20 protein-coding genes are annotated in these 20,473 nt (G+C 63.6%); 5 read left to right on the forward strand and 15 right to left on the reverse strand.

Annotated features, from left to right (window positions below; translation table 11 throughout):
• Positions 1-12 precede the first annotated feature (12 nt).
• From FYJ44_RS02650 to FYJ44_RS02670, 5 genes are all read left to right on the forward strand, one after another.
• The gene (locus tag FYJ44_RS02650) at positions 13-615 is read left to right on the forward strand and encodes a MarC family protein (RefSeq protein ID WP_154508901.1); all 603 of its coding nucleotides are present in this window, start codon (positions 13-15) and stop codon (positions 613-615) included.
• A 52-nt stretch (positions 616-667) separates the two neighbouring features.
• Positions 668-1,978: an NCS2 family permease gene (locus tag FYJ44_RS02655; RefSeq protein WP_288230438.1), complete on the forward strand. Its 1,311-nt coding sequence runs from the start codon at positions 668-670 to the stop codon at positions 1,976-1,978.
• A gap of 171 nt (positions 1,979-2,149) precedes the next feature.
• The gene (locus FYJ44_RS02660; protein ID WP_154508903.1) at positions 2,150-3,535 is read left to right on the forward strand and encodes a sodium-dependent transporter; all 1,386 of its coding nucleotides are present in this window, start codon (positions 2,150-2,152) and stop codon (positions 3,533-3,535) included.
• A gap of 738 nt (positions 3,536-4,273) precedes the next feature.
• Complete coding sequence (lepB, locus tag FYJ44_RS02665) at positions 4,274-4,900, forward strand: signal peptidase I (protein ID WP_154508905.1); 627 nt, start codon at positions 4,274-4,276, stop codon at positions 4,898-4,900.
• Positions 4,901-5,033: 133 nt separating this feature from the next.
• Positions 5,034-6,563 carry a YifB family Mg chelatase-like AAA ATPase gene (locus FYJ44_RS02670; protein ID WP_154508907.1) on the forward strand — a complete coding sequence of 510 codons (1,530 nt, stop codon included), beginning with the start codon at positions 5,034-5,036 and terminating at the stop codon, positions 6,561-6,563.
• A gap of 98 nt (positions 6,564-6,661) precedes the next feature.
• Here FYJ44_RS02670 and FYJ44_RS02675 read toward each other — a convergent pair whose 3' ends face one another.
• From FYJ44_RS02675 to FYJ44_RS02745, 15 genes are all read right to left on the reverse strand, one after another.
• Entirely contained in the window at positions 6,662-7,000 is a 339-nt protein-coding gene (locus tag FYJ44_RS02675) for an Hpt domain-containing protein (protein ID WP_154508909.1), read from the reverse strand.
• A 203-nt stretch (positions 7,001-7,203) separates the two neighbouring features.
• Positions 7,204-8,418 (reverse strand): amidohydrolase family protein, encoded by a 1,215-nt coding sequence (locus tag FYJ44_RS02680; RefSeq protein ID WP_154508911.1) that lies wholly within the window; start codon positions 8,416-8,418, stop codon positions 7,204-7,206.
• A 12-nt stretch (positions 8,419-8,430) separates the two neighbouring features.
• Positions 8,431-9,297, reverse strand: coding sequence for a YitT family protein (locus FYJ44_RS02685; RefSeq protein WP_022656422.1), 867 nt, complete (start codon positions 9,295-9,297; stop codon positions 8,431-8,433).
• A gap of 7 nt (positions 9,298-9,304) precedes the next feature.
• Positions 9,305-10,102 (reverse strand): sulfite exporter TauE/SafE family protein, encoded by a 798-nt coding sequence (locus FYJ44_RS02690; RefSeq protein WP_022656423.1) that lies wholly within the window; start codon positions 10,100-10,102, stop codon positions 9,305-9,307.
• Positions 10,103-10,349: 247 nt separating this feature from the next.
• A complete protein-coding gene (locus tag FYJ44_RS02695) occupies positions 10,350-11,069 on the reverse strand; it encodes a molybdopterin-guanine dinucleotide biosynthesis protein MobB (protein WP_154508913.1) in 720 nt (239 codons plus the stop codon).
• A gap of 418 nt (positions 11,070-11,487) precedes the next feature.
• Positions 11,488-11,889, reverse strand: a complete 402-nt coding sequence (locus FYJ44_RS02700; protein ID WP_154508915.1) for a F0F1 ATP synthase subunit epsilon — start codon at positions 11,887-11,889, stop codon at positions 11,488-11,490.
• 34 nt (positions 11,890-11,923) lie between these two features.
• The gene (gene atpD / locus FYJ44_RS02705; protein ID WP_154508917.1) at positions 11,924-13,345 is read right to left on the reverse strand and encodes a F0F1 ATP synthase subunit beta; all 1,422 of its coding nucleotides are present in this window, start codon (positions 13,343-13,345) and stop codon (positions 11,924-11,926) included.
• Between the two features lie 10 nt (positions 13,346-13,355).
• A complete protein-coding gene (locus tag FYJ44_RS02710; protein ID WP_154508919.1) occupies positions 13,356-14,240 on the reverse strand; it encodes a F0F1 ATP synthase subunit gamma in 885 nt (294 codons plus the stop codon).
• Between the two features lie 23 nt (positions 14,241-14,263).
• The gene (atpA, locus tag FYJ44_RS02715; protein WP_154508921.1) at positions 14,264-15,772 is read right to left on the reverse strand and encodes a F0F1 ATP synthase subunit alpha; all 1,509 of its coding nucleotides are present in this window, start codon (positions 15,770-15,772) and stop codon (positions 14,264-14,266) included.
• 3 nt (positions 15,773-15,775) lie between these two features.
• Positions 15,776-16,327 carry an ATP synthase F1 subunit delta gene (gene atpH / locus FYJ44_RS02720; protein WP_154508923.1) on the reverse strand — a complete coding sequence of 184 codons (552 nt, stop codon included), beginning with the start codon at positions 16,325-16,327 and terminating at the stop codon, positions 15,776-15,778.
• Positions 16,324-16,899 (reverse strand): F0F1 ATP synthase subunit B, encoded by a 576-nt coding sequence (locus FYJ44_RS02725; protein WP_154508925.1) that lies wholly within the window; start codon positions 16,897-16,899, stop codon positions 16,324-16,326. Before FYJ44_RS02725 ends, atpH begins: the two co-directional genes overlap by 4 nt.
• 151 nt (positions 16,900-17,050) lie before the next feature.
• Entirely contained in the window at positions 17,051-17,470 is a 420-nt protein-coding gene (locus FYJ44_RS02730) for a F0F1 ATP synthase subunit B (RefSeq protein WP_154508927.1), read from the reverse strand.
• Between the two features lie 209 nt (positions 17,471-17,679).
• Positions 17,680-18,720 carry a glycosyltransferase gene (locus tag FYJ44_RS02735; RefSeq protein ID WP_154508929.1) on the reverse strand — a complete coding sequence of 347 codons (1,041 nt, stop codon included), beginning with the start codon at positions 18,718-18,720 and terminating at the stop codon, positions 17,680-17,682.
• Between the two features lie 14 nt (positions 18,721-18,734).
• Positions 18,735-19,271, reverse strand: a complete 537-nt coding sequence (gene aroL / locus FYJ44_RS02740; RefSeq protein WP_154508931.1) for a shikimate kinase AroL — start codon at positions 19,269-19,271, stop codon at positions 18,735-18,737.
• Positions 19,272-19,298: 27 nt separating this feature from the next.
• Entirely contained in the window at positions 19,299-20,372 is a 1,074-nt protein-coding gene (locus tag FYJ44_RS02745; RefSeq protein ID WP_154508933.1) for a M24 family metallopeptidase, read from the reverse strand.
• Positions 20,373-20,473: the final 101 nt, after the last annotated feature.

A 20,473-nucleotide genomic window follows, 5' to 3' on the forward strand; every position in this document is an offset into this window, starting at 1 on the left:
GGAGAAGGATGTATGGACGGCTCCGTCAGCGAAGTGGTCGGAACGAGCATCAAACTGTATGCGCTGATGACCCCGCCCGCTGTGCTCAGCGCCTTTATCAGCGGCACCAAGGATTATGACAGAAAACAGAAAATCACTGTGGCCTTCAAAACCTCCACGGCGATTTTCATCATCGGCGTGGTTCTCTATCTGTTCGGCTCCAACCTGTTCGAACTGTTCGGCTTCACGCTGGACGCCTTTCGCATCGGCTCCGGGGTGCTGCTTCTGCTGACCGCCGTGGCCCTGATGAACGACGACGGCAGCAAGGTTCACGCCAAGCGCGAAGGGGACATCAGCGTGGTGCCCCTGGCCATTCCGCTGGGCATGGGGCCGGCCTCCATCGGCGCGGTTATGGTCATGGGCGCGTCCGCCGTGGATCTGCACGAGATGCTGGTGGGCGTGTTTTCCCTGCTGCTGGCGGCCGGGGGCATGTTTCTGCTGCTCTGCCTGGCCGACGGCGTGGCGCGGGTGCTGCACCGGACCGGCATCGCCGTGCTGTCCAAACTCACGGGGCTGCTGCTGGCGGCCATTGCGGCCCAGGTGGTCTTCACGGGCATCAGCGGCTTTTTGAAGTAAACCGCCGCGCGGGCGGTGGACGTCCCGGCGTGGTCGGGCAAGGAGGTCAGGGGTGCGCTTGCTGCAAAATTATTTCAATCCCGCCGCCAGAGGCAGTTCCGTCAGAAGGGAATGTCTGGCGGGTCTGACCACGTTCATGGCCATGTGCTATCTTGTTTTTGTGGTGCCGGCCATGCTGGCCGACGCGGGCATGCCCAAGGATTCCGCCGTGGCCGCCACCATCTGGGTGAGCATTCTGGCGACCCTGGCCATGGGCCTGTGGGCGAAATTTCCGGTGGGCGTGGCGCCGGGCTTGGGTATCACGGCCTTTTTCGCCTATTACATCTGCGGCCCGGCGGGATACACATGGCAGACTGGCCTGGGGGCAGTGTTCATTTCCGGCGTGGTTTTTCTGCTGCTCACGGCCACCCGCGTGCGCCAGATGATCATCAACGCCGTGCCCATGGACCTGAAATACGCTATTGTGGTGGGCATCGGCGCGTTCATCGCCTTTATCGGCATGAAAAGCTGCGGCATTGTGGCGGCGGACCCCTCCACCTTTGTGACCCTGGGCAATCTGGGCCAGCCCCAGACCCTGCTGGCTGTGGCCGGGATTTTTCTGATCGGCGCGCTTATGGCCCTACGCGTTCCCGGCGCCATGATCATCGGCATTCTGGCCGTCACCCTGGCGGGCATGCTGCTGGGGGTGACGCCCGTGCCGAGTGGAGGGATTTTTTCCGGTGCCCTGCCGCTGCCCACGGAAACTTTTTTGCAGATGGACCTCAAGGGCGCACTGCACCACGGCCTGTTTTCGATCATTTTCACCCTGACCATGGTGGACCTTTTCGACAACATGGGCGTGCTCATCGGCCTGGCGCAAAAATCCGGCTTCATGCGCGAGGACGGACATATTGAAAATCTGGACAAGGCCCTGATCACGGATTCTCTGGCCACCATGTCCAGCGCCCTGCTGGGGGCCACTACGGCCACCAGCTATCTGGAAAGCGCCACGGGCGTGGCCGAGGGCGGCCGCACGGGCCTGACCGCCGTGGTCATCGCCGGGCTGTTTTTTCTCTCGCTTTTCTTCGCGCCCCTGGTGGCCCTCGTGCCGTCCTTCGCCACAGCGCCGGTGCTGATCATCGTGGGCGCGCTGATGATGCAGGAGGTGGGGCGCATCCGCTTCGCGGACTTCACCGTGGCCCTGCCCGCCTTTCTGACCATCGTGAGCATGCCCCTCACCTTCAATATCGCCACGGGCTTCGGTTTCGGTTTTGTGAGTTGGGTGGGCATCAAGCTGCTTTCGGGCCGCTTCAGGGACGTCAATCTGATCATGTGCATTATTGCTTTGTGCTTTGGGGTGAATTTTGCTTTGCGTCTGCATTAGCGCCTGTTAATACCATGCCTTTTTGCCTGCCTGCCGCGTTAGATTTCGCCTGCCTTTTCGGCCGGGCAGCAGCAGAGCGCACTCCCTCAAAGCAGGCTTGTCTTCCTTGCAGACGGGCAAAACTTTTATAGTATTAACAGGCTGTTGGGTATACTTCACAAGGGGGGCGGAATGGAAAGCGGACAGGGCAAACGCGAGATGCTGGGCAGCCGCCTGGGCTTCCTTTTGTTGTCGGCGGGCTGCGCCATCGGCCTCGGCAATGTCTGGCGTTTTCCCTATATTACAGGTGCTTATGGCGGCGCCATTTTCGTGGGCATCTACATTTTCTTTCTTTTCGCCATTCTGCCCATCATGATCATGGAGTTTGCCGTGGGCCGCGCCTCGCGCCGGAACATGGGCCTGGCCCTGCGCGTGCTGGAGCCGGCGGGCACGGGCTGGCACCGTTTCGGCTGGCTGGCCCTGGTGGGCAGCTACCTGTTGATGATGTTTTACACCACGGTGACGGGCTGGATGCTCTCTTACTGCTGGTTCATGGCTTCGGGCGCGTTGTCCGGGCTGACGCCCGAGGGTGTGGGCGGCTTTTTCAAGGCCGCGCTGGGCCACGCCGACGTGCAGATTATCGGTATGAGCCTGAGCGTGGCTCTGGGCTTCGGCGTCTGCGCCCTGGGCGTGCAGAAGGGCGTGGAGCGCGTGGTCAAGCTGATGATGGTGGGCCTGCTGCTGATTCTGCTGCTTCTGGTGGTCCGCGCGCTGCTGCTGCCCGGCGCGGGCGCGGGCGTGCGCTTTTATCTCGTGCCGGACTGGGGCAAGTTCAGTGAAGTGGGCCTGCTCAGCGTCTGCAACGCGGCCATGAACCAGGCTTTTTTCGCTCTTTCCGTGGGTATCGGGGCCATGACCATTTTCGGCAGTTATCAGCCCAAGGATCGTTCCCTCACCGGCGAGGCGCTCTGGATCATGGGCCTGGATACCTTTGTGGGCATCATGGCCGGTCTGATCATTTTTCCGGCCTGCTTCGCCTTCGGCGTGGAGCCGGGCGCCGGACCGGGGCTGGTTTTCGTGACCCTGCCCAATATCTTCAATTCCATGGGCGGCGGCCGCCTCTGGGGCACGCTGTTTTTCATCTTTCTGGCCTTCGCCTCCCTGTCCACGGTCATCGCGGTTTTTGAGAACATCATTTCCTACAGCGCGGACGTCTGGCGCATGCCGCGCCGCCGGGCCACGGTGTTGCACGCCGGGGTCATGTGGCTGCTGTCCCTGCCCTGCGCGCTGGGCTTCAATCTGTTGAGCTCCGTGCAGCCCCTGGGCGCGGGCAGCAGTATCCTGGATTTTGAGGATTTCCTGATCAGCAACAATATCCTGCCGCTGGGCGGCCTGCTTTTTCTGCTGTTCTGCTGCCTCCGGCGGGGCTGGGGCTGGGACAATTTTCTGGCCGAAGTGGATCAGGGCGTGGGTCTCAGATTCCCGCGCTGTTTGCGCGGCTATCTGACCTGGGTGCTGCCCTGCCTGATCCTGCTGCTCTTCGCGGCGGGCTATGTGGACAAGTTCTGGAAGAGCTGAACGGAGGGCAGGGCAGACGCATCTAAAAAATCTTTATTTATTGAATAGATAAACCAGTAATGGACAAAAAAGGGCAAAGCCACCTTTGCTCCGCCGGAGCGACGCGCAGGCGGATGGCTGGTGTCGGGAGAATCCTAAAAAATGCGCTAGCCGTTGCCGCGCCAGCGGCTTGCTTGAGCCGTTCACGGCGAAGCCGTGTTACGGAACAAGACAGCATCGCTACGGATAGCGACAGTGACTTCCCTGGACACAATTTCGTGTAACTCATTGCTGTCTTCAGCCGTAGCTGGCAGTGCTGTCTTTATCCGTACGGCTCACAAGCTCGCCTACGGCTAAAGCTCCTGCGTCGCAACGGCTGAAGCAAGATTTTTCGACGCTGGCAAGGAAAATGGCGCTTTTTGCGCGGAAACCGACCTGAAGGCGGCCCAAAGGGCCGTGCCCGTTGGCGAGCGTAGCGAGCTTACGGGCATCGAGAGCAGAGATGTACTCAAGTACGTGAGCAGCAAAAAAAGCGCCAGATGACGCCGCCAGCGCCGGAAAGGCTGGTTTTGACGGATAATCACGACAAATAACAGACTGGCAAAATTGAAATTAGATGCGTCTGCCCTGGAACGGGGGGGACCGTCTTGCCTTTGCCGTCGCATCACGGCATACTCTCCCTTCGCGTCCGGGTCCGTTGTACGGGCCGCGCGCCCGCCGGGAGGCGCATCCCGGAATCCGCCCTGAAAAGGAATCGTCATGAAACCCTCTCTGCTGCAACAAAAGGCGCGCCCTCAAAAACCGCTCTGGCGCGAATACGGTGAAGCCTTGCTGGTCGCTCTGGTTCTCGCCCTGCTGATCCGCACCTTCGTGATCCAGGCTTTCAAGATCCCCTCCGAGTCCATGCTCCAGACCCTGCTGGTAGGCGACCATCTGCTGGCCAGCAAGTTCGCCTACGGGATCAAGATCCCCTTTACCGACACCTATGTCTACAAGGGCGACGACCCGGTCCGGGGCGACGTCATCATCTTCAAGTACCCCAATGATCCCAGCGTGGACTACATCAAGCGGATCATCGGCCTGCCCGGCGACGTCATCGAGGTGCGCAACAAGCAGCTCTACCGCAACGGCCAGCCGGTCAAGGAATCTTATATCCGCTTTGCCGACCCGGACGGCATCGAGCCTGTGCGGGACAACTACGGCCCGGTCACCGTGCCGCCCAACAAATATTTCGTCATGGGCGACAACCGCGACAATTCCCTGGATTCCCGTTTCTGGGGCTTTGTGGACCGTAGCGCCATCCGGGCCAAGGCCTGGCGCATTTACTGGTCCTGGGGCGGGCTGGACGATATCCGCTGGGGGCGCATCGGACAGGCGATCAAGTAGCCCGGCGGCGACGGCGAGGCTATGGTAATCCGTCTGTACAGCGGTGGCCTGGAAGGCGCGGCAGCCGTTGGCGGCGCAAGCCGCCTTACGGATGGCGACAGCCTCAGACGTCTGATATCCGGTGGATAAGCCTATGGTAATCCGTCTGTACAGCGGTGGCCTGGAAGGCGTGGACGCTTTCCCGGTGGAAGTGGAGGTGGATTACGTCCGCCAGGGCCTGCCGGGCTTCAGTCTGGTGGGACTGGCCGAGACCGAGGTGCGCGAGGCCAGGGACCGTGTTTTCGCCGCGCTCCGGGCCTGCAATTTCCGGCTGCCGCCGGCGCGGATCACCGTCAATCTGGCCCCGGCCGGACAGCGCAAGGCGGGCACCGGCTATGATCTTCCCCTGGCCGTGGGCCTGCTGGCCGCCGCCGGTCTGATTCCGCCGGACAAACTGTCCGGCCTTTTCTTTACGGGCGAACTTTCGCTGACCGGAAGCCTCAAACCCGTGCGCGGCGTCTTGCCCCTGGCCATTCTGGCCCGTCGGCACGAGGCCGCCGGTCTGGTGACGCCGCCGGGCAATGCGGCGGAAGCCGCCGTGGTGCCCGGTCTGCCGGTGTATGCCCCACGCGACCTGGCCCAGTGCGCGGCCTTTCTGGCGGGAGCCGAGGCCCTGGAAGCCCGGCGGCCGGACGAAACCGTCGCGTCGTCCGTCGCCTTGCCGGACTTCGCGGAGGTCAAAGGCCAGCAGGCCGCCAAGCGCGCCCTGGAAATAGCCGCCGCCGGAGGGCACAATCTGCTGATGATCGGGCCGCCGGGCAGCGGCAAAACCATGTTGGCCCAGCGTCTGCCCGGCATTCTGCCGCCCCTTTCCTTTGAAGAAGCTCTGGAAGTCACCAAGATTTACAGCGTGGCGGGCCATCTGCCACCGGAAAGCGGGCTGGTTTCGGCGCGGCCGTTCCGCTCCCCGCACCATACCGTATCGGACGTGGCGCTGGTGGGCGGCGGCAGACAGCCACGCCCCGGCGAGGTCAGTCTGGCCCATCGCGGCGTGCTTTTTCTGGACGAATTGCCGGAATATAGCAAAGCCGCCCTGGAGGCCTTGCGCCAGCCGCTGGAAGACGGCGTGGTGACCGTGGCCCGCGCGGCCCGCAGCGTCACCTACCCGGCGGCCTGCATGCTGGTGGCGGCCATGAATCCCTGTCCCTGCGGCTATCACGGCGATCCCGCGCATGCCTGCACCTGCCGGGCAGAGCAACTGGCCCGCTATCGCAACAAACTTTCCGGCCCGCTGCTGGACCGCATTGATCTGCACGTGGAAGTGCCTGCCGTGCCCTATGCGGATCTGCGCGCCGCAACGGGCGGCATCTCTTCGGCTGAGATGCGGGCGCGCGTGCTGGCCGCGAGGGCCGTGCAGGAGGAGCGCTTCGCCGGGCTCGCCATCCGCTGCAATGCGGAGCTTTCCGGCGGTCCGCTGGAGCGGCATTGCGCTCTGGACGCCGCCGGGCACGGGCTGATGGAGGCGGTCATGCACCGTCTGGGGCTTTCCGCGCGGGCATACACCCGTGTGCTGCGTCTGGCCCGGACCATTGCGGACCTGGCGGGCGTTGAAAGCATCCGCCAGGAACATCTGGCCGAAGCCGTGGCCCTGCGGGTGCTGGACCGCGGCGTTGCGGAACGTTGACGGCTGCTGTCTGTTGCCTGGAAAATGTCGAAAGAAGCCCGGCGCGTCAGCGCCGGGCTTCTTTCGACCGAAATTCTCATGTCGCGCGCAAGAATGCGCTACTGGGACATGAAGGCCGACATGGTCACCAGCGTATCCGTCACGGCGGAATCGAAGCGGTTCATGGCCGGGCCGGTGTCCGCGCCGGCCTTGATGGCCATTTCCAGCTCCAGCGCGGCGGCGGCCAGAGCCTTGGCCCCCAGATTGGCGGCCGCGCCCTTGGTGCTGTGCACCAGCTGGCGGGCTGTTTCCGTATCGCCGTTTTGCAGGGCCTGTTCCACTTTGGCAGGGCTGTCCCGCTCCGTTTCAATGAATTTTCCCAACAATTTGACGTAGAGTTCACGTTTGTTGAGCACGCGGGCAATGGCTTCCTTCCAGTCCAGAACTTCCTCGCTCATATCGTCCTTCTTGACGTGGTTTGGTAGAAAACAGATGTCATGCTCAAGAATGATGCCAGCAAGGCCGGTTCATGACAAGGCATTTATGCCGGTACAGGTGGATCATGCCGGAACGGTTCAGGGGCGCTGCTTATCCGCGTTTTTCCTGCGCCACGCGGGCAGGGCAGCCATTGAAAACAGAAGATTTTCAATGGCAACTTGCTTTAATAGGTCAGCATTTCCGGCAGGATGCAGAAGGCCGCAGGACCGCCCGGCGTCAGGCGTCCTGCCCCGGCGTCGCTCAGGCCCAGAGCCGCCGCGCCGTTGACCGTGAGCAGGCGTACCAGAGCCTCGGGCGGCACATCCAGGCTTTCACGCAGGTAGACGGCTTCCTGGCGCACATCCAGGTCGGTATTGGAGGTCAGGCCGTCCGTGCCCAGGCAGAGCAGGCCGCCGTTTTCCATCAGAGCGCGCACTGGCGGTGTGCCCACGCCCAGATTGCGGTTGGAACGCGGGCAAAGACAGAGGGCGGTGCCCCCGGCGGCCAGCACTTCCACCTCCTGGGCGTCCAGCTGGACGCCGTGCACGGCCAGCGTGCCCGGTCCGAGCAGGCCGAGGCTGGCGGCGTAGGCCAGGGGCCGCATGCCCGGAGGCCGCCAGCCCTCGGGGAGCACCGTGCCCGCGTAGCAGTCGTACAGGGGGCCGTCGCCGCTGATCAGCAATTGGTTTTCTTCCGGCGATTCCGCCAGATGGAAACTGAAAACGGTATTGTTGCGGGAGCAGTGTTCCCGCGCGGCGCGCAGCACTTCCGGTGCGGTGGAGTAGAGGGCGTGTCCGGCCGGGGCGCAACGTCCGGCCAGGTCCGGGTCTGCCGCCAGCTCTTCGCGGCAACGCGGCGGCCAGGGGCGTTCGTCGTCAATGAAGGGCGGGCCGAAGCCGAACCATTCACAGAAATGGCTGACTCCCAGTCCGGCGGCGCGGCAGGCCCGGTCCACGAGAGTCAGCGCGCCGCGCAGGGTGCCGCCCACGTCGCCCACGTGCAGGGCTCCGGAGGCGGCCAGGCTTTCGCAGGCGTTTTCGGCGGCCGCAGCCACTTCAGCGGCCGAGGCCGTGCCCAGTTGAGGGATCATGCTGGCGAGCCAGGCCGTGAAGCCCTTGCCCCAGAGCGTGCGCCCGGCCAGCCAGGAAAGCTGGATGTGGGCATGGGCGTTGACGCAGGCCGGGATCAGGCAGACCGGCCCCACGTCGCGCACCCGCGTGCCGGCGGGCAGACGGGCGTTCTTCCAGGGCAGCACATCCTCCACAAGGCCGTCGCGCACCAGCAGCACGGCATTGTCGATCTTTTTCAGGGCCGCGAAAAGCCGCGCGCCCCGCGCCGGGCTTTCTCCGCTCAGCGGCACGATGGTTCTGGCCCGGATGGCCAGGACGGAGGCGGGCATGTCCGGCCCCCGTCAGCGGCTCCGGCGGGCGAACTGTCCGCCGGACACGTAAAAGGTGTTCTCCACAATGAAGAGCGCGTGGGAATCAATGGCATAGACCAGGTTTTCCAGGCGCTTGAGGGCGACGTTGTTGGTGACGGTGAGCAGTATTTCGCGGTCCGAGCCGGAGTAGGCCCCCTTGCCGCGCAGCATGGTGGCGCCGAAGCGTTCGGTGACCAGAATGGCCTCGCTGATTTCTTCGCCGTGGTCGGAAATGATCATCACCAGCTTGCGCCGGTTGAACATGCCCAGCACATATTCCAGGGCGTTGGAGGAGATGAACATCATCAGCATGGAGGCCACGATGAGGTCCAGAGAAAGGCGGAACGCGCCGAGCAGGAACAGCAGGACGTTGAAAATGAAGTTGAACTGGCCGATGGGGATGCTCCAGCGCTCCTTGAGCAGCACGGCGATAATGTCCGTGCCGCCGCCGCTGCCCAGGGTGCGCAGCATGATGCCCCCGGCCGCGCCGTGCAGCACGCCGCCCACCACGGCGGCGTAGACCTCGGTGGAAAGGGGAATCTGAAAGGTGATGAACATCCCGAAAACAGTGGTGCAGAGCGTGCCGTAGGCCGTGTAGAGCAGAAAACGCCGTCCCACGAAGAACCAGCCGCCGATGTAGATGGGCAGGCAGACCAGCATGTACCAGAACAGGGGCGTGAGCGTGCCGGTCCAGTAGGCGATGAGCAGGGCCACGCCCATGACGCCCCCGGCCAGGAAGTCATGGGGCGCGGCCACGCTCTGGATGCAGACGGTCATCAGGAGCGAACCCAGCGTCATCAGGAACAGGTTCCACCAGACCGATTCGGCCAGTTTTTGATTATAGGTATAGAGCTTCATACATCTATTACAGGATGCTCCACAGCATTTTCAGGGCCACGAGGATCAGAAAAACCGCGAAGCCGCGCTTGAGTTTGGCGGTGGGCAGGGAGTGGGACAGTCTGGCCCCCAGAGGCGCGGTGAGAAAGCTGGCCACGGCCAGACCGAGCAGGGCCCAGAGATTCACGAAGCCCAGGGAAAGGGCGGGCAGGTCGGGACGTCCCCAACCGCCGATGATGTAGCCCAGGGTGCCCGCCACGGCAATGGGAAAACCAATGGCCGCCGAGGTGCCCACGGCGTGGTGCAGAGGCACGTTGCAGAAGCTCATAAAGGGCACGGAGAGGGTGCCGCCGCCGATGCCCACAAAGCTGGACACCAGCCCGATGACCCCGCCCGCGCCCGCGGTGCCCAGCGCGCCGGGCATGTCGCGGCTGGCCGGGGGCCGGTAGTTGGAAAGCATCTGGACGGAAACCACGAGCAGGAAACAGATGAAGAAGATCTTCAGGAACATGGTGGGCATGTGCGTGGCCACCAGACCGCCCGCAAACGTGCCTATCAGAATGCCGGGCGTGATGTTGCGGAAGATGTCCCAGTGCACGGCGCCGCGCGCGTTATGGGCGCGCGCGCTGGAAACGGAGGTGATCATGATGCTGGCCAGCGACGTGCCCAGCGCCATCTGCTGGACGTACTGGGGCGGTATGCCTTGGCCGGGAAAAATGGCCACCAGCATGGGCACAATGACGATGCCGCCGCCCACGCCCAGCAGACCGGCCAGAACACCGGCTATCGCGCCGCAGCAAAGATAGACCAAGAGAGAAATAACCATGCGGAATCTCCTGAAAAAATGTGAAACTCTGTGATCAAAAGCCGCCGCATCGCGGCGTTCTCCAGAATCTGCCGTTTTTGAAAGTGCGCCAATGCAAAAACGGGGCTGTCTGCGGGTTTCCTTGTTCTCGGATGTGCGCAGCGGAATCTCCGTCGACGATGTCCGCAAGCCCTGAGGCTACGGGCACGGCCCTATGCTCGCCTTCGGTCGCTCGCGCACCCGCCGGAGCATTTTAACACGTTCACTCTCAACGCGCGCGCTGCTTCAAGACTATTTCCACTGTGCCGGCGGTCATGCCCTTGAGGGGCGCGAGCATGCCGCGCAGTCCGCCCTCCAGCATTTGGGCCGTAAAGGCGTTGAGCGGCACTTCCTGGCCGTTGACCCTCAGGCTGAGCGAGGAGGGCGTCAGGGCCAGACAATCTCCGGGCGTGGCCGCATCCGCCAGAATATCCCTGGTCAGGTCCGCGCAGTTTTCCCGCCCGCAGAGGCCACAGTCCAGGCCGCCCAGCACAAAGGCCTTGGCGTCGGCCAGACGGGCCAGTTCGTCCAGGGAATTTTCATCAAAGGCGGGCAGCGGCGGCAGGCCAATCGGTCCGAATGTGCCCACAGCCAGCTCCGGAGCGAGCATGGGGGCCTCCAGCACGTCGCGCAGGCAGAGCACGCGCGGCAGAAAAGTGAGGTTCTTGCCGCCCTCCACCAGCACAATATCCGCCGGAAGCCGGGTAAACAGGTCCATAAAACCGATCTTGCCGGACCAGAAAATGGCGGCGTCATCTTCTCCCAGCGCGGCCACCGGGCGGCCCGGAGCGCTGAGCTTGCTGGTGTCGCGGCCCGGCAGATCCAGGCCGTGGTGGGTGCATTTAATGACGGCGACCTTGCGGCCCAAGCCCTCCAGGGCCGTGGCCAGCAGTCCCGTGAGCGTGGTCTTGCCGGAATTCTTGAAGCCGGTGATGCCGATGGCCCGCATGGGCTTCCTCCGATGCTGCTGTGGATGCGGCGTAATTTACGCGGTCAGGGTTTTTCAGTTTGCGGACGCCTTCGGGCGCGCGCAACGGCAGTGCTTGCCGCAGTCCGGGAGCATAATTTTTTCGAAACTAGACAATGCCTTGGGCCGCGTCAACAGGCTTTATTGGAAGAAGAGCCGGAGACATTGCCGCAGGTTCTTCGAGGCTGTGGGTTTTTGTCGGCAGCCTCCATACTCCGCGAACAGCCGGGATTTACTCCCGCCGTAACTGAGCGGACTTTGTGCCTTTCCGCCCGGCGAGTTTTCTTGAAAACGAGCCGAAGGCGGCGCAAACACCGGGAAGCGGGGTTTGTCATCAATCAAAAAGAGCCGGAGGCAATGCCTCCGGCTCTTTTGGTTCTTTATTTCATGCCGGCGACCGTCAGCGCAACTGCGCCACCTGCAGGCGCGTGACCGCGCGTTGCAGGGCAGCCTCGGCCCGCGTCTGATCCACGCTCTCGTCATGGGCGGCGAGGCGTTTTTCAGCCCGCTCCTTGGCGGCCTGGGCTCTGGCGGCGTCAATGTCGCCGGCCAGTTCGGCGGATTCGGCAAGCACGCTCAGCACGTTGTTGTTCACGTCGGCAAAGCCGCCGGAAATGAAGACGTTCTCATCCTTGCCGTTGACCCGGTAGCGCAGATCGCCGATTTTCAGGGCCGAAAGCAGGGAGACGTGCTGCGGCAGCACACCGAATTCGCCTTCCACTCCGGGGCAGACAACCATTTCCACCTCGGCGCTGACCACGGTTTTGTCCGGCGTCACCACTTCCAGTTGCAGCGTGCCCATACTGACTCCTTAGCTTCCCTGACTCGCGACGGGACTAGTTTTCTTCCTGCAGCTTGCGCTGCTCGTACTTCGCCACGGCCTGCTCAATGCCGCCGAGCATATAGAAGTCGCCTTCGGCCAAGTGGTCGTACTCGCCGTCCAGAATGCCCTTGAAGCCCTTGATGGTGTCTTCCAGCTTCACATACTGGCCGGGCGTACCCGTAAAGGTTTCGGCCACGTGGAAGGGCTGGGAGAGGAAGCGCTGGATGCGGCGGGCGCGGGCCACGGTGAGTTTGTCCTCGTCCGAAAGCTCGTCCATGCCCAGAATGGCGATGATATCCTGCAGTTCTTTATACTTCTGCAGCACCATCTGTACCCGCCGGGCCACGCTGTAATGCTCTTCGCCCACCACGTCGGGAGCGAGGATGCGCGAGGTGGAGTCCAGCGGGTCCACGGCCGGGTAGATGCCCAGTTCCGCGATCTGGCGGGAAAGCACCAGGGTGCCGTCCAGATGCGAGAAGGTCGTGGCCGGGGCCGGGTCGGTCAGGTCGTCGGCGGGCACATACACGGCCTGCACCGAGGTGATCGAACCCGAATTGGTGGAGGTGATGCGTTCCTGCAGCGAACCCAGGTCCGTGCCCAAGGTGGGCTGATAGCCCACGGCCGACGGCATGCGCCCGAGCAGGGCGGACACTTCCGAACCGGCCTGGGTGAAGCGGAAGATGTTGTCGATGAACAGCAACACGTCCTGATGTTCTTCGTCACGGAAGTATTCGGCGCAGGCCAGAGCGGTGAGGGCCACGCGCGCGCGGGCTCCCGGGGGCTCGTTCATCTGGCCGTAGACAAGCGTGGCGCGTTCCAGAACGCCTGCTTCCTTGAGCTCGTTGTAAAGGTCGTTGCCCTCACGGGTGCGTTCGCCCACACCGGCGAACACCGAGGAGCCGCCGTGCTGTTTGGCGATGTTGTTGATCATCTCCATGAGGATAACGGTCTTGCCCACGCCGGCGCCGCCGAAGAGGCCCATTTTGCCGCCCTTGGGAAAGGGCACAAGCAGGTCCACAACCTTGATGCCGGTTTCCAGCAGTTCGACCTTGGTGTTCTGGTCCGTGAACTTGGGCGCGGGACGGTGGATGGGGTAGTACTTCTCGGCATTGACCGGCCCCAGTTCGTCCACCGGGCGGCCGATGACGTTCAGGATGCGGCCCACCGCGGCTTTGCCCACGGGGACCATGATGGGCTGGCCCGTATCCACCACGTCCATGCCGCGCACCAGACCTTCGGTGGCGTCCATGGCGATGGTGCGGACCACATTGTCGCCCAGATGTTGCGCCACTTCACAGATCAGCTCCGGAGCGTCGCTGTTGTTCGGGTTTTTTATCTCCAGGGCGGTGAAGATATTCGGCAGGTTGCCGTCGCTGAACTCAACGTCCACCACGGCGCCGATAACCTGAACGACTTTACCGATGTTTTTGCTCATGTTTGGCTCCTTAACCGTTCAGCGCTTCCGCGCCGCCGACGATGTCGATGAGTTCGCTGGTAATGGAGGCCTGCCGCGTTTTGTTGTAAAGCAGGGTCAGCATGTTGATCATCTCGTTGCAGTTGCGCGTGGCGTTGTCCATGGCGGCCATGCGGGCGGCGTGCTCGCTGGCCGAGGTGTCCAGAAGGCCACGGTAGACCTGCACCTTGACGTAACGCGGCAGAAGTTCCGCCAGCAGCTTTTCCTCATGCGGCTCGTACACGTACTCGCAACGGGCCTCCCCGGCTTCCTCAGCGATTTCCTCGGCCTCCGGCGTCTTCAACGGCAGCAGGCAAAGCGTGCGCGGCGGCTGATGCCCCATGGACACGAATTCGCCGTAAACCAGCCAGACTTCGTCAAAGGCCAGGGTTTCATAGCCGTGGATGACTTCCTGGGCCACGGAGCTGGCCAAGGGGAAGTCAATGCTGCCCATGCGGTCGCCGTAGGCGGTGAGCATGGCGTAATCGCTTTTGCGCACCACGTCGCGGCCCTTGCGGCCCACGCAGGTAAAACTGACCTGCATGCCGGCCTCGGTTTTCTCCTTGGCGAGCTTCAGGGCGGCGCTGATGATGTTGCCGTTGAAGCTGCCGCACAGGCCGCGGTCCGAAGTGACCATGACGATGGCGCAGTTTTTCTTTTCCTCATGCTCGGCCAGCAGGGGGTGGGCGTTGCCCTCCACCTTGCGCGACAATTCGGCGAGCACCTGGCGGTATTTGGCCGCGTAGGGTCTGAAGCGCTCGATACGGGACTGGGCACCGCGCAGCTTGGCCGAGGCCACCATATTCATGGCCTTGGTGATCTGCTTGGTCTTGCCGACCCCTACGATCTTCATTTTTACGTCTTTGAGTGAAGGCATGTCAGGTCTCCCGTTTGGCGGCCTCAGGCCTGCCAGCCCTGCTTGAAGGCGGCAACGGCTTCGGTGAGCGCGCTTTCCACAGCCTCGTCAATGACTTTTTTGTCTTTAATGGCGTCCAGCACGTCCTTCCTGGTGTCGCGCAGGAAGGTCAGCATCTCGGTCTCAAAACGGCGGACCTGATCCACCGGCACATCGTCCATGTGACCGTGCGTGGCGGCCCAGATGGAAGCCACCTGTTCCTGGGCGGGCATGGGCTGGTACTGGGGCTGCTTGAGCAGCTCCACCAGACGCGCGCCGCGGTCCAGCTTGGCCTTGGTGCCCTTGTCCAGGTCCGAACCGAACTGGGCGAAAGCCGCCAGTTCGCGGTACTGGGCGAGGTCCAGGCGCATGGTGCCCGCCACCTGTTTCATGGCCTTGATCTGGGCCGCGCCGCCCACGCGGGACACGGAAAGGCCCACGTTGATGGCCGGACGCACACCGGCGTTGAACAGGTTCGGTTCCAGATAGACCTGACCGTCAGTGATGGAGATCACGTTGGTCGGGATATACGCGGAGACGTCGCCAGCCTGGGTTTCAATGATCGGCAGGGCCGTCAGGGAACCGGCGCCCAGGCTGTCGTTAACCTTGGCCGCGCGTTCGAGCAGGCGCGAGTGCAGGTAGAAGACGTCGCCGGGGAAAGCTTCACGTCCCGGGGGACGACGGAGCAGCAGGGACATCTGGCGGTAGCCCACGGCCTGCTTGGAAAGGTCGTCGTAAACGATCAGGGCGTGCTTGCCGCTGTCGCGGTAGTACTCGGCCATGGTGCAGCCGGTGTAGGCCGCGATGTACTGCAGCGGAGCCGGGTCGGAGGCCGTGGCCGAAATGATGGTGGTGTATTCCAGCGCGCCGTACTTGCGCAGGGTGTCGGCCACCAGGGCCACCGAAGCCTTTTTCTGACCGATGGCCACATAGAAGCAGTGGATGTCGGTTTCTTTCTGGGCCAGGATGGCGTCGATACACACGGCGGTTTTGCCGGTCTGGCGGTCGCCGATGATCAGCTCGCGCTGGCCGCGTCCGATGGGCGTCATGGCGTCGATGGCCTTCAGGCCCGTGGGCATGGGTTCATGCACGCTTTTGCGGGCGATGATGCCGGGGGCCTTGATTTCCACAGGACGCACTTCCGTGGATTCGATAGGGCCAAGGCCGTCGATGGGCTCACCCAGAGGGTTGAGCACGCGGCCCATGACCTTGTCGCCCACGGGCACGGAGAAGATCTTGCCGGTGCGTTTGACCGGGTCGCCTTCTTTGATGCCCACGTCCGAACCGAGCAGGGCGACGCCCACGTTGTCCTCTTCGAGGTTGAGCACCATGCCCATGACGCCGCCGGGAAATTCCAGCAGTTCCATGGACATGGCGTTCTGTACGCCGTGGACCCGGGCGATGCCGTCACCGACATAGAGGACGGTGCCGGTCTCGCTCATTTCCACGCGCTGCTCGTAGTTTTGGATTTGATCCTCAATGATCTTGCTTATTTCTTCCGCTTTGATCTGCATGTGCTATTCACCCCTCTTGAAAGTCTCCCGCAGGATCCCCAATTGCGCGCGCAGACTTGCGTCCAGCACCCGATCTCCCATGTTGAGCACCATACCCCCAAGGATGTCTTTGTCCACGGCGAAGGTCAGCTCAATGTCGGCGCCGCTTTTTTCCTGCAGCGCGGCCTTGAGCTCAGCCTGTTTGGCGGCGGAAAGTTTCACGGCGGTGGTCAGCCGTCCGCGGATTACGCCTTTGGCCTCATCCAGCAGCTTGCCGTACCAGTTGGCGATCTCGCGCAGGAAGGCCAGGCGTTCCTTGTCGGCTAACAGGAAACAGAAATTGCGCATGATCCGGTCGGCTTTGAGCTTGTCCAGCAATTTGCCCATGACCGCCTTTTTTTCATCCACGCTGATGACCGGACTTTTCAGCGTCATGTCCAGTCCCGGCGCGACGGCGATCATTTCACCCAGGGCAGCGAGGCAATCCCCGTGCCGGGTGAGGGCGTCGTCCCCTTCCTTCCGGCCTAACGCGAATATCGCGTTGGCGTATCTGCGTGCAACCACGGTGTCAGTCAATGGAGCACCACCTTGTTAAGGGAGTTGGCGATAAGTTTGTCGTGTTCAGCGGCGCCCAGCTTGTCGCGCAGAGCTTTTTCAGCCGCGTCCACGATTTCGTCGGCAAGGGCGGCGCGCACCTCGGCCAGCACGGAACGCCCTTCATTCTCGGCGGTGAGGCGGGCCTGCTCCACAATCTGGTCGGCCTGACGGCGCGCCTCTTCCATAATGCCCTGCTTGAGGTTCTCGGCCTGCGCCCGGCTTTCTTCCAGGATGGCCTTGCGCTCCTCATCCAGACGGGCGATGCGCGCCTCCACGGCGGCCAGATGCTCTTTGGCCTTGGCCCGGCGTTCTTCCAGATCATCCAGGGTTTCCCGGATCATCTGGCGGCGCCCCTTGAAGAATTTCTTGGCCAGCCCGCCCACGAAATACCAGAGGATGCCCGCGAAGATCACGAAGTTGAGCACGCGCCAGCCGAAATCGCCCCAGCGCGGCGCGGCGTGCCCGGCTTCAGCGGCGGCGGCTTCCGTGGCGATCACGGCAACGGCCAGCGCCAGCGGCAGGACAAACCCGAAGTGTTTCCATTTGCTCAAAACACACCCCCTACGGTCTGAGAAATGATCCTGCGGAGCACCACAGTACCTTGTAAACATGCTGCCTTGCGGCTGCGGTTTGTCGGTCTTCACGGGACCGGCGGATGCGCCGTCTCCGCGGGAAGCCGGAAACCGCGGTAAAAACCGAAGCTCAGTTCTTGATAAGACGGTCGGCCAGGCGGGCGGAAAAATCGCTCACCTGATTGCGCAGCTCGCTCAGCGTGGCTTCGGCCTGCTCCCGCAGACTGCGGCGGGTGTCGGCCAAAATTTCACGGGCGCTCTTCTGGGCGGTGCCCACAATGCTCTGCTGTTCCGTCAGGCCGGCGTTGCGGCCTTCTTCGCGGGTGAGGCCGGCGTCCTGGCGGGCGCGGGCCAGTTCGGCTTCGTAGTTGGCGAGGCGTTCGGCGGCCTGGGATTCAAAATTGTCGGCTTCACCGGCAAGGTTGTCCATGACGCCGTTGCGTTTTTTGATAATGGTGCGGATAGGCCGGATCAGGAGGATATTGAGCACAAAGATGGCGATAAAGAAGTTCACCAGCTGAAAAACCAGCGTGATATTGAGATCCAGCATGCCCATCCTCCCTAAGAAATGGCGGTGTGAAGGATTTGATACATAAAGCCCTTGCACCATAGCCCTACAGGCCTGTTATGTCAAAGGGTATTGGTGACAAATTTCGCAAACTTCACAAAAAAGTTTGTCCGGCGACGGAGCTGAAAAGCGGAAAACACGCGGTGGTAAAGGATTTACGGGCGGTGGAGCAAAAAGGGGCGAGCTCGGGCTCAAACCAGCAGCCAGTCGTCCGGGCCATGCCCCGCGCTTTCGAGCCAGCGGGCCGCCTCTTCCGCCGCGCCGTGGGCCGTGAGGGCATTGAGGATGCGGCAGCGTCCCGGTTTCGGCAGGGCCGCGCGGGGCAGCACGGGCACGTTGCCCACGCGGTTGCCGATCTTGCGCGGGTCAATGTCGATGTAGGCCGCGGGCCGTATGCCGTGCTGCCAGAGCGGAGCCAGGCGCCGCCGGGCCATGCGCCCTGCGCCCAGCACCCAGACCTCGGGATGAAAGGGGTTGGCGCGGGCCAGTGCGCGGGCCAGCCAGAAGGCGCGCAGTTCGTTGCAGGCCGCCTCGCGGTAGCGGGCGTCGGCGCGGGTGGCCCGGTCCGGCAGGTCGTTCCAGGTCAGCAGGCGCGGGGACAGCTTCTCCATGCGCGCGCCCGCGTCCAGCCAGCGCAGCCAGAGTTCCCAGTCTTCGGGAAAGTCCCCGTCGGCATAGCCGCCCCAGCGTTCCACGGCTTCACGCCGGAACATGACCGAGGGGTGGCAGACCGGCGTATCGCGGAAGCGCTGCCGGGCGATATCCTCAGGCGTGCGCAGGCTGTTCTGCCAGTCCACGAAATGGGCGAAGCCGTGGGCTGTAACCGCGTCGCCGCCGAAGTTCACGCAACTGGCCGAAAGGTGCAGGGCGGAGTCGGCGTCCAGATGCGCGGCCTGCCGGGCCAGGCGCTCCGGGTGGAGCGTGTCGTCGGCGTCCATGCGGGCCAGGTAGACGCCGCGCGCGGCGGCCAGACCGGCATTGAGCGCCTTGGCGATGCCCTGATGGGGACGGCGGAGCACTCGCAGCCGGGTTTCCCGCGCGGCCGCGGCCTCCAGCAGGGCCGGGCCGTCATCCGTGGAGCCGTCGTCCACGGCGATCACTTCAAAAGGGGGCAGGGGCGCGTCCGGAGCGGGGCGCTGAGCCCATAATCCGGCCAACGCCGCCTCCAGGCCGGGGGCGGCGTTGTATACGGGCATGATGACGGAAATGAGGGGCGGGGGGCCGCTGGACATGGATCGGCCCGGCTTCAGGCTTTGACCGGAGCCATGTCCAGCAGGCGCAGGGCCGCCGCGCAGACGTCGGCCGGTTCCGCCGTGGCGTCCAGAATGTGGTGCGCGGCCTCTTCATAGAGAGGGCGGCGCTCGGCCAGCACCTGCCGCATTTCCTCAACAATATCCAGGCCGGTCAGCGATGGGCGCTGCGCCGCCAGCGGGTCGCGGGCCAGCCGCCGGGCCAGGGCTTCCGCCGGGGCCGCCAGATAAAAGACAGTGCCGTGGTCGCGCATGAAGCGGCGGTTTTCCGGGTTCAGAACCATGCCGCCGCCCGTGGCCACGACCACATCGCCGAAGGCATGTGAATCCGCCACCTCACGCAGGGCAGCGCTTTCGCGGGCCCTGAAGCCCGGCCAGCCCTCGGCGGCCACCACTTCGGCCACTGTGCGGCCCAGGCGTTCGCGCAGATGCTGATCCGTGTCCGTGAAAGGGCAGGCCAGCAGGCGGGCCAGTTCCAGACCCACTGTGGTTTTGCCCGCCGCGCGGGCTCCCACCAGAAAAATCGCCGCCATGCGGACTCCTTTACTTCAGCATGTCAGTTACAAAATTCGCACGCCGTCCTCTTCCACCAGAACGGTATATTCCCAGCGCACGCCGCCCCAGGCCGGGTAATACAGGCCCGGCTCCACCGTGACCACCATGCCCGGTTCCAGCAGGCCTTCGGCGCGCGGGGACAGGCTGGGGGCCTCGTGGGTTTCCAGGCCCACGCCGTGGCCCAGGCCGTGCGTGAAGGCGTCCGCCACCCCGGCTTTTTCAAAGACCGCGCGGGCCAGGGCGTAGGCTTCGGCCAGGGGCAGGCCGGGCCGCATTTTTTTCAGGGCCGCTTCCTGGGCCTCGCGCACCAGAGACATGGTGCGCCTGAATTCCGGCGTGGGCGCGTCGCCCGCCCAGAAGGTACGGGTCTGGTCCGAGCAATAGCCGTCCACCCGGCAGCCCACGTCCACGAGCACCGGACAGTTTTCCGTGACCGCGTCCGCGCCGGGAATGGCGTGGGGCAGGGCCGCGTTGCGGCCCACGGCCACGATATTGGCAAAGGCCAGCTCCGAGGCCCCGTTCTCACGGAAAAAACGTTCAATGGCCCAGCTCAGTTCAGCTTCAGTCCTCCCCGGTTCCAGTTGGCCTTCCACCCACTGCAAAAGCTTGTGGTTGAGCGCGAAAGAGCGTTCCAGGGCCGCGATTTCGCAGGGTTCCTTGATCCGGCGTAAGCGCTCCACCAGACCGTCGGCGGCCTCGAATCGTGGATCGGCCCCGGCTTGGCTCAAGGCGCGGGCAAAGGCCAGACTGACGCCCCGCGCCTCCAGACCCACACGCCCGCCGCAGCGCCGCAGCAGGCTGTGCAGATCTCTGGCCGCGTCGCCGCCGTAAATAAAAACGCTGTCCCTGTCCCAGAGGCGGCCGGCGGCGTCCAGGTAACGGGCGTCCGTGGCCAGCCAGTCCCGGCCGTCGGCCGTGATCACCAGACGGCCCGCGCTTTCATTGCACTGCGGATCGTGGAGTTCGAAACCCGAAAGATAAAAACGGTTGGCGGCCTGACTGACCAGCAGGGCGTCCAGACCCCTGGCGCGCATGGCCCGGCGCAGCCGGTCGCGACGGGCGGCATAGATTGTTTGCATATTCTTTATCTCCTGCGCCCCCCGTCAGGGGGCGCGCGCCCATGCTACAGCGTCGTGCCGCGCATGAAAAGCCCTGTTCCCCGTCCGCCCCGCGCGTGGGC

The sequence above is a fragment of the Desulfovibrio porci genome (assembly GCF_009696265.1).
Lineage (GTDB): Bacteria > Desulfobacterota > Desulfovibrionia > Desulfovibrionales > Desulfovibrionaceae > Desulfovibrio > Desulfovibrio porci.

What these genes read in the sequence shown, in the direction of transcription:
- FYJ44_RS02710 (WP_154508919.1), bottom strand. Translation starts at nt 14,240, where the DNA reads ATGCCTTCACTCAAAGACGTAAAAATGAAGATCGTAGGGGTCGGCAAG.
- aroL (WP_154508931.1), bottom strand. Translation starts at nt 19,271, where the DNA reads ATGGCGGCGATTTTTCTGGTGGGAGCCCGCGCGGCGGGCAAAACCACA.
- FYJ44_RS02730 (WP_154508927.1), bottom strand. Translation starts at nt 17,470, where the DNA reads ATGCTGGATCTCAATATCACGCTGGTTTTTCAGCTGGTGAACTTCTTT.
- FYJ44_RS02660 (WP_154508903.1), top strand. Translation starts at nt 2,150, where the DNA reads ATGGAAAGCGGACAGGGCAAACGCGAGATGCTGGGCAGCCGCCTGGGC.
- FYJ44_RS02690 (WP_022656423.1), bottom strand. Translation starts at nt 10,102, where the DNA reads ATGGTTATTTCTCTCTTGGTCTATCTTTGCTGCGGCGCGATAGCCGGT.
- atpA (WP_154508921.1), bottom strand. Translation starts at nt 15,772, where the DNA reads ATGCAGATCAAAGCGGAAGAAATAAGCAAGATCATTGAGGATCAAATC.
- FYJ44_RS02685 (WP_022656422.1), bottom strand. Translation starts at nt 9,297, where the DNA reads ATGAAGCTCTATACCTATAATCAAAAACTGGCCGAATCGGTCTGGTGG.
- FYJ44_RS02735 (WP_154508929.1), bottom strand. Translation starts at nt 18,720, where the DNA reads ATGTCCAGCGGCCCCCCGCCCCTCATTTCCGTCATCATGCCCGTATAC.
- FYJ44_RS02650 (WP_154508901.1), top strand. Translation starts at nt 13, where the DNA reads ATGGACGGCTCCGTCAGCGAAGTGGTCGGAACGAGCATCAAACTGTAT.
- FYJ44_RS02675 (WP_154508909.1), bottom strand. Translation starts at nt 7,000, where the DNA reads ATGAGCGAGGAAGTTCTGGACTGGAAGGAAGCCATTGCCCGCGTGCTC.
- FYJ44_RS02695 (WP_154508913.1), bottom strand. Translation starts at nt 11,069, where the DNA reads ATGCGGGCCATCGGCATCACCGGCTTCAAGAATTCCGGCAAGACCACG.
- FYJ44_RS02700 (WP_154508915.1), bottom strand. Translation starts at nt 11,889, where the DNA reads ATGGGCACGCTGCAACTGGAAGTGGTGACGCCGGACAAAACCGTGGTC.
- atpD (WP_154508917.1), bottom strand. Translation starts at nt 13,345, where the DNA reads ATGAGCAAAAACATCGGTAAAGTCGTTCAGGTTATCGGCGCCGTGGTG.
- FYJ44_RS02680 (WP_154508911.1), bottom strand. Translation starts at nt 8,418, where the DNA reads ATGCCCGCCTCCGTCCTGGCCATCCGGGCCAGAACCATCGTGCCGCTG.
- FYJ44_RS02745 (WP_154508933.1), bottom strand. Translation starts at nt 20,372, where the DNA reads ATGCAAACAATCTATGCCGCCCGTCGCGACCGGCTGCGCCGGGCCATG.
- FYJ44_RS02670 (WP_154508907.1), top strand. Translation starts at nt 5,034, where the DNA reads ATGGTAATCCGTCTGTACAGCGGTGGCCTGGAAGGCGTGGACGCTTTC.
- lepB (WP_154508905.1), top strand. Translation starts at nt 4,274, where the DNA reads ATGAAACCCTCTCTGCTGCAACAAAAGGCGCGCCCTCAAAAACCGCTC.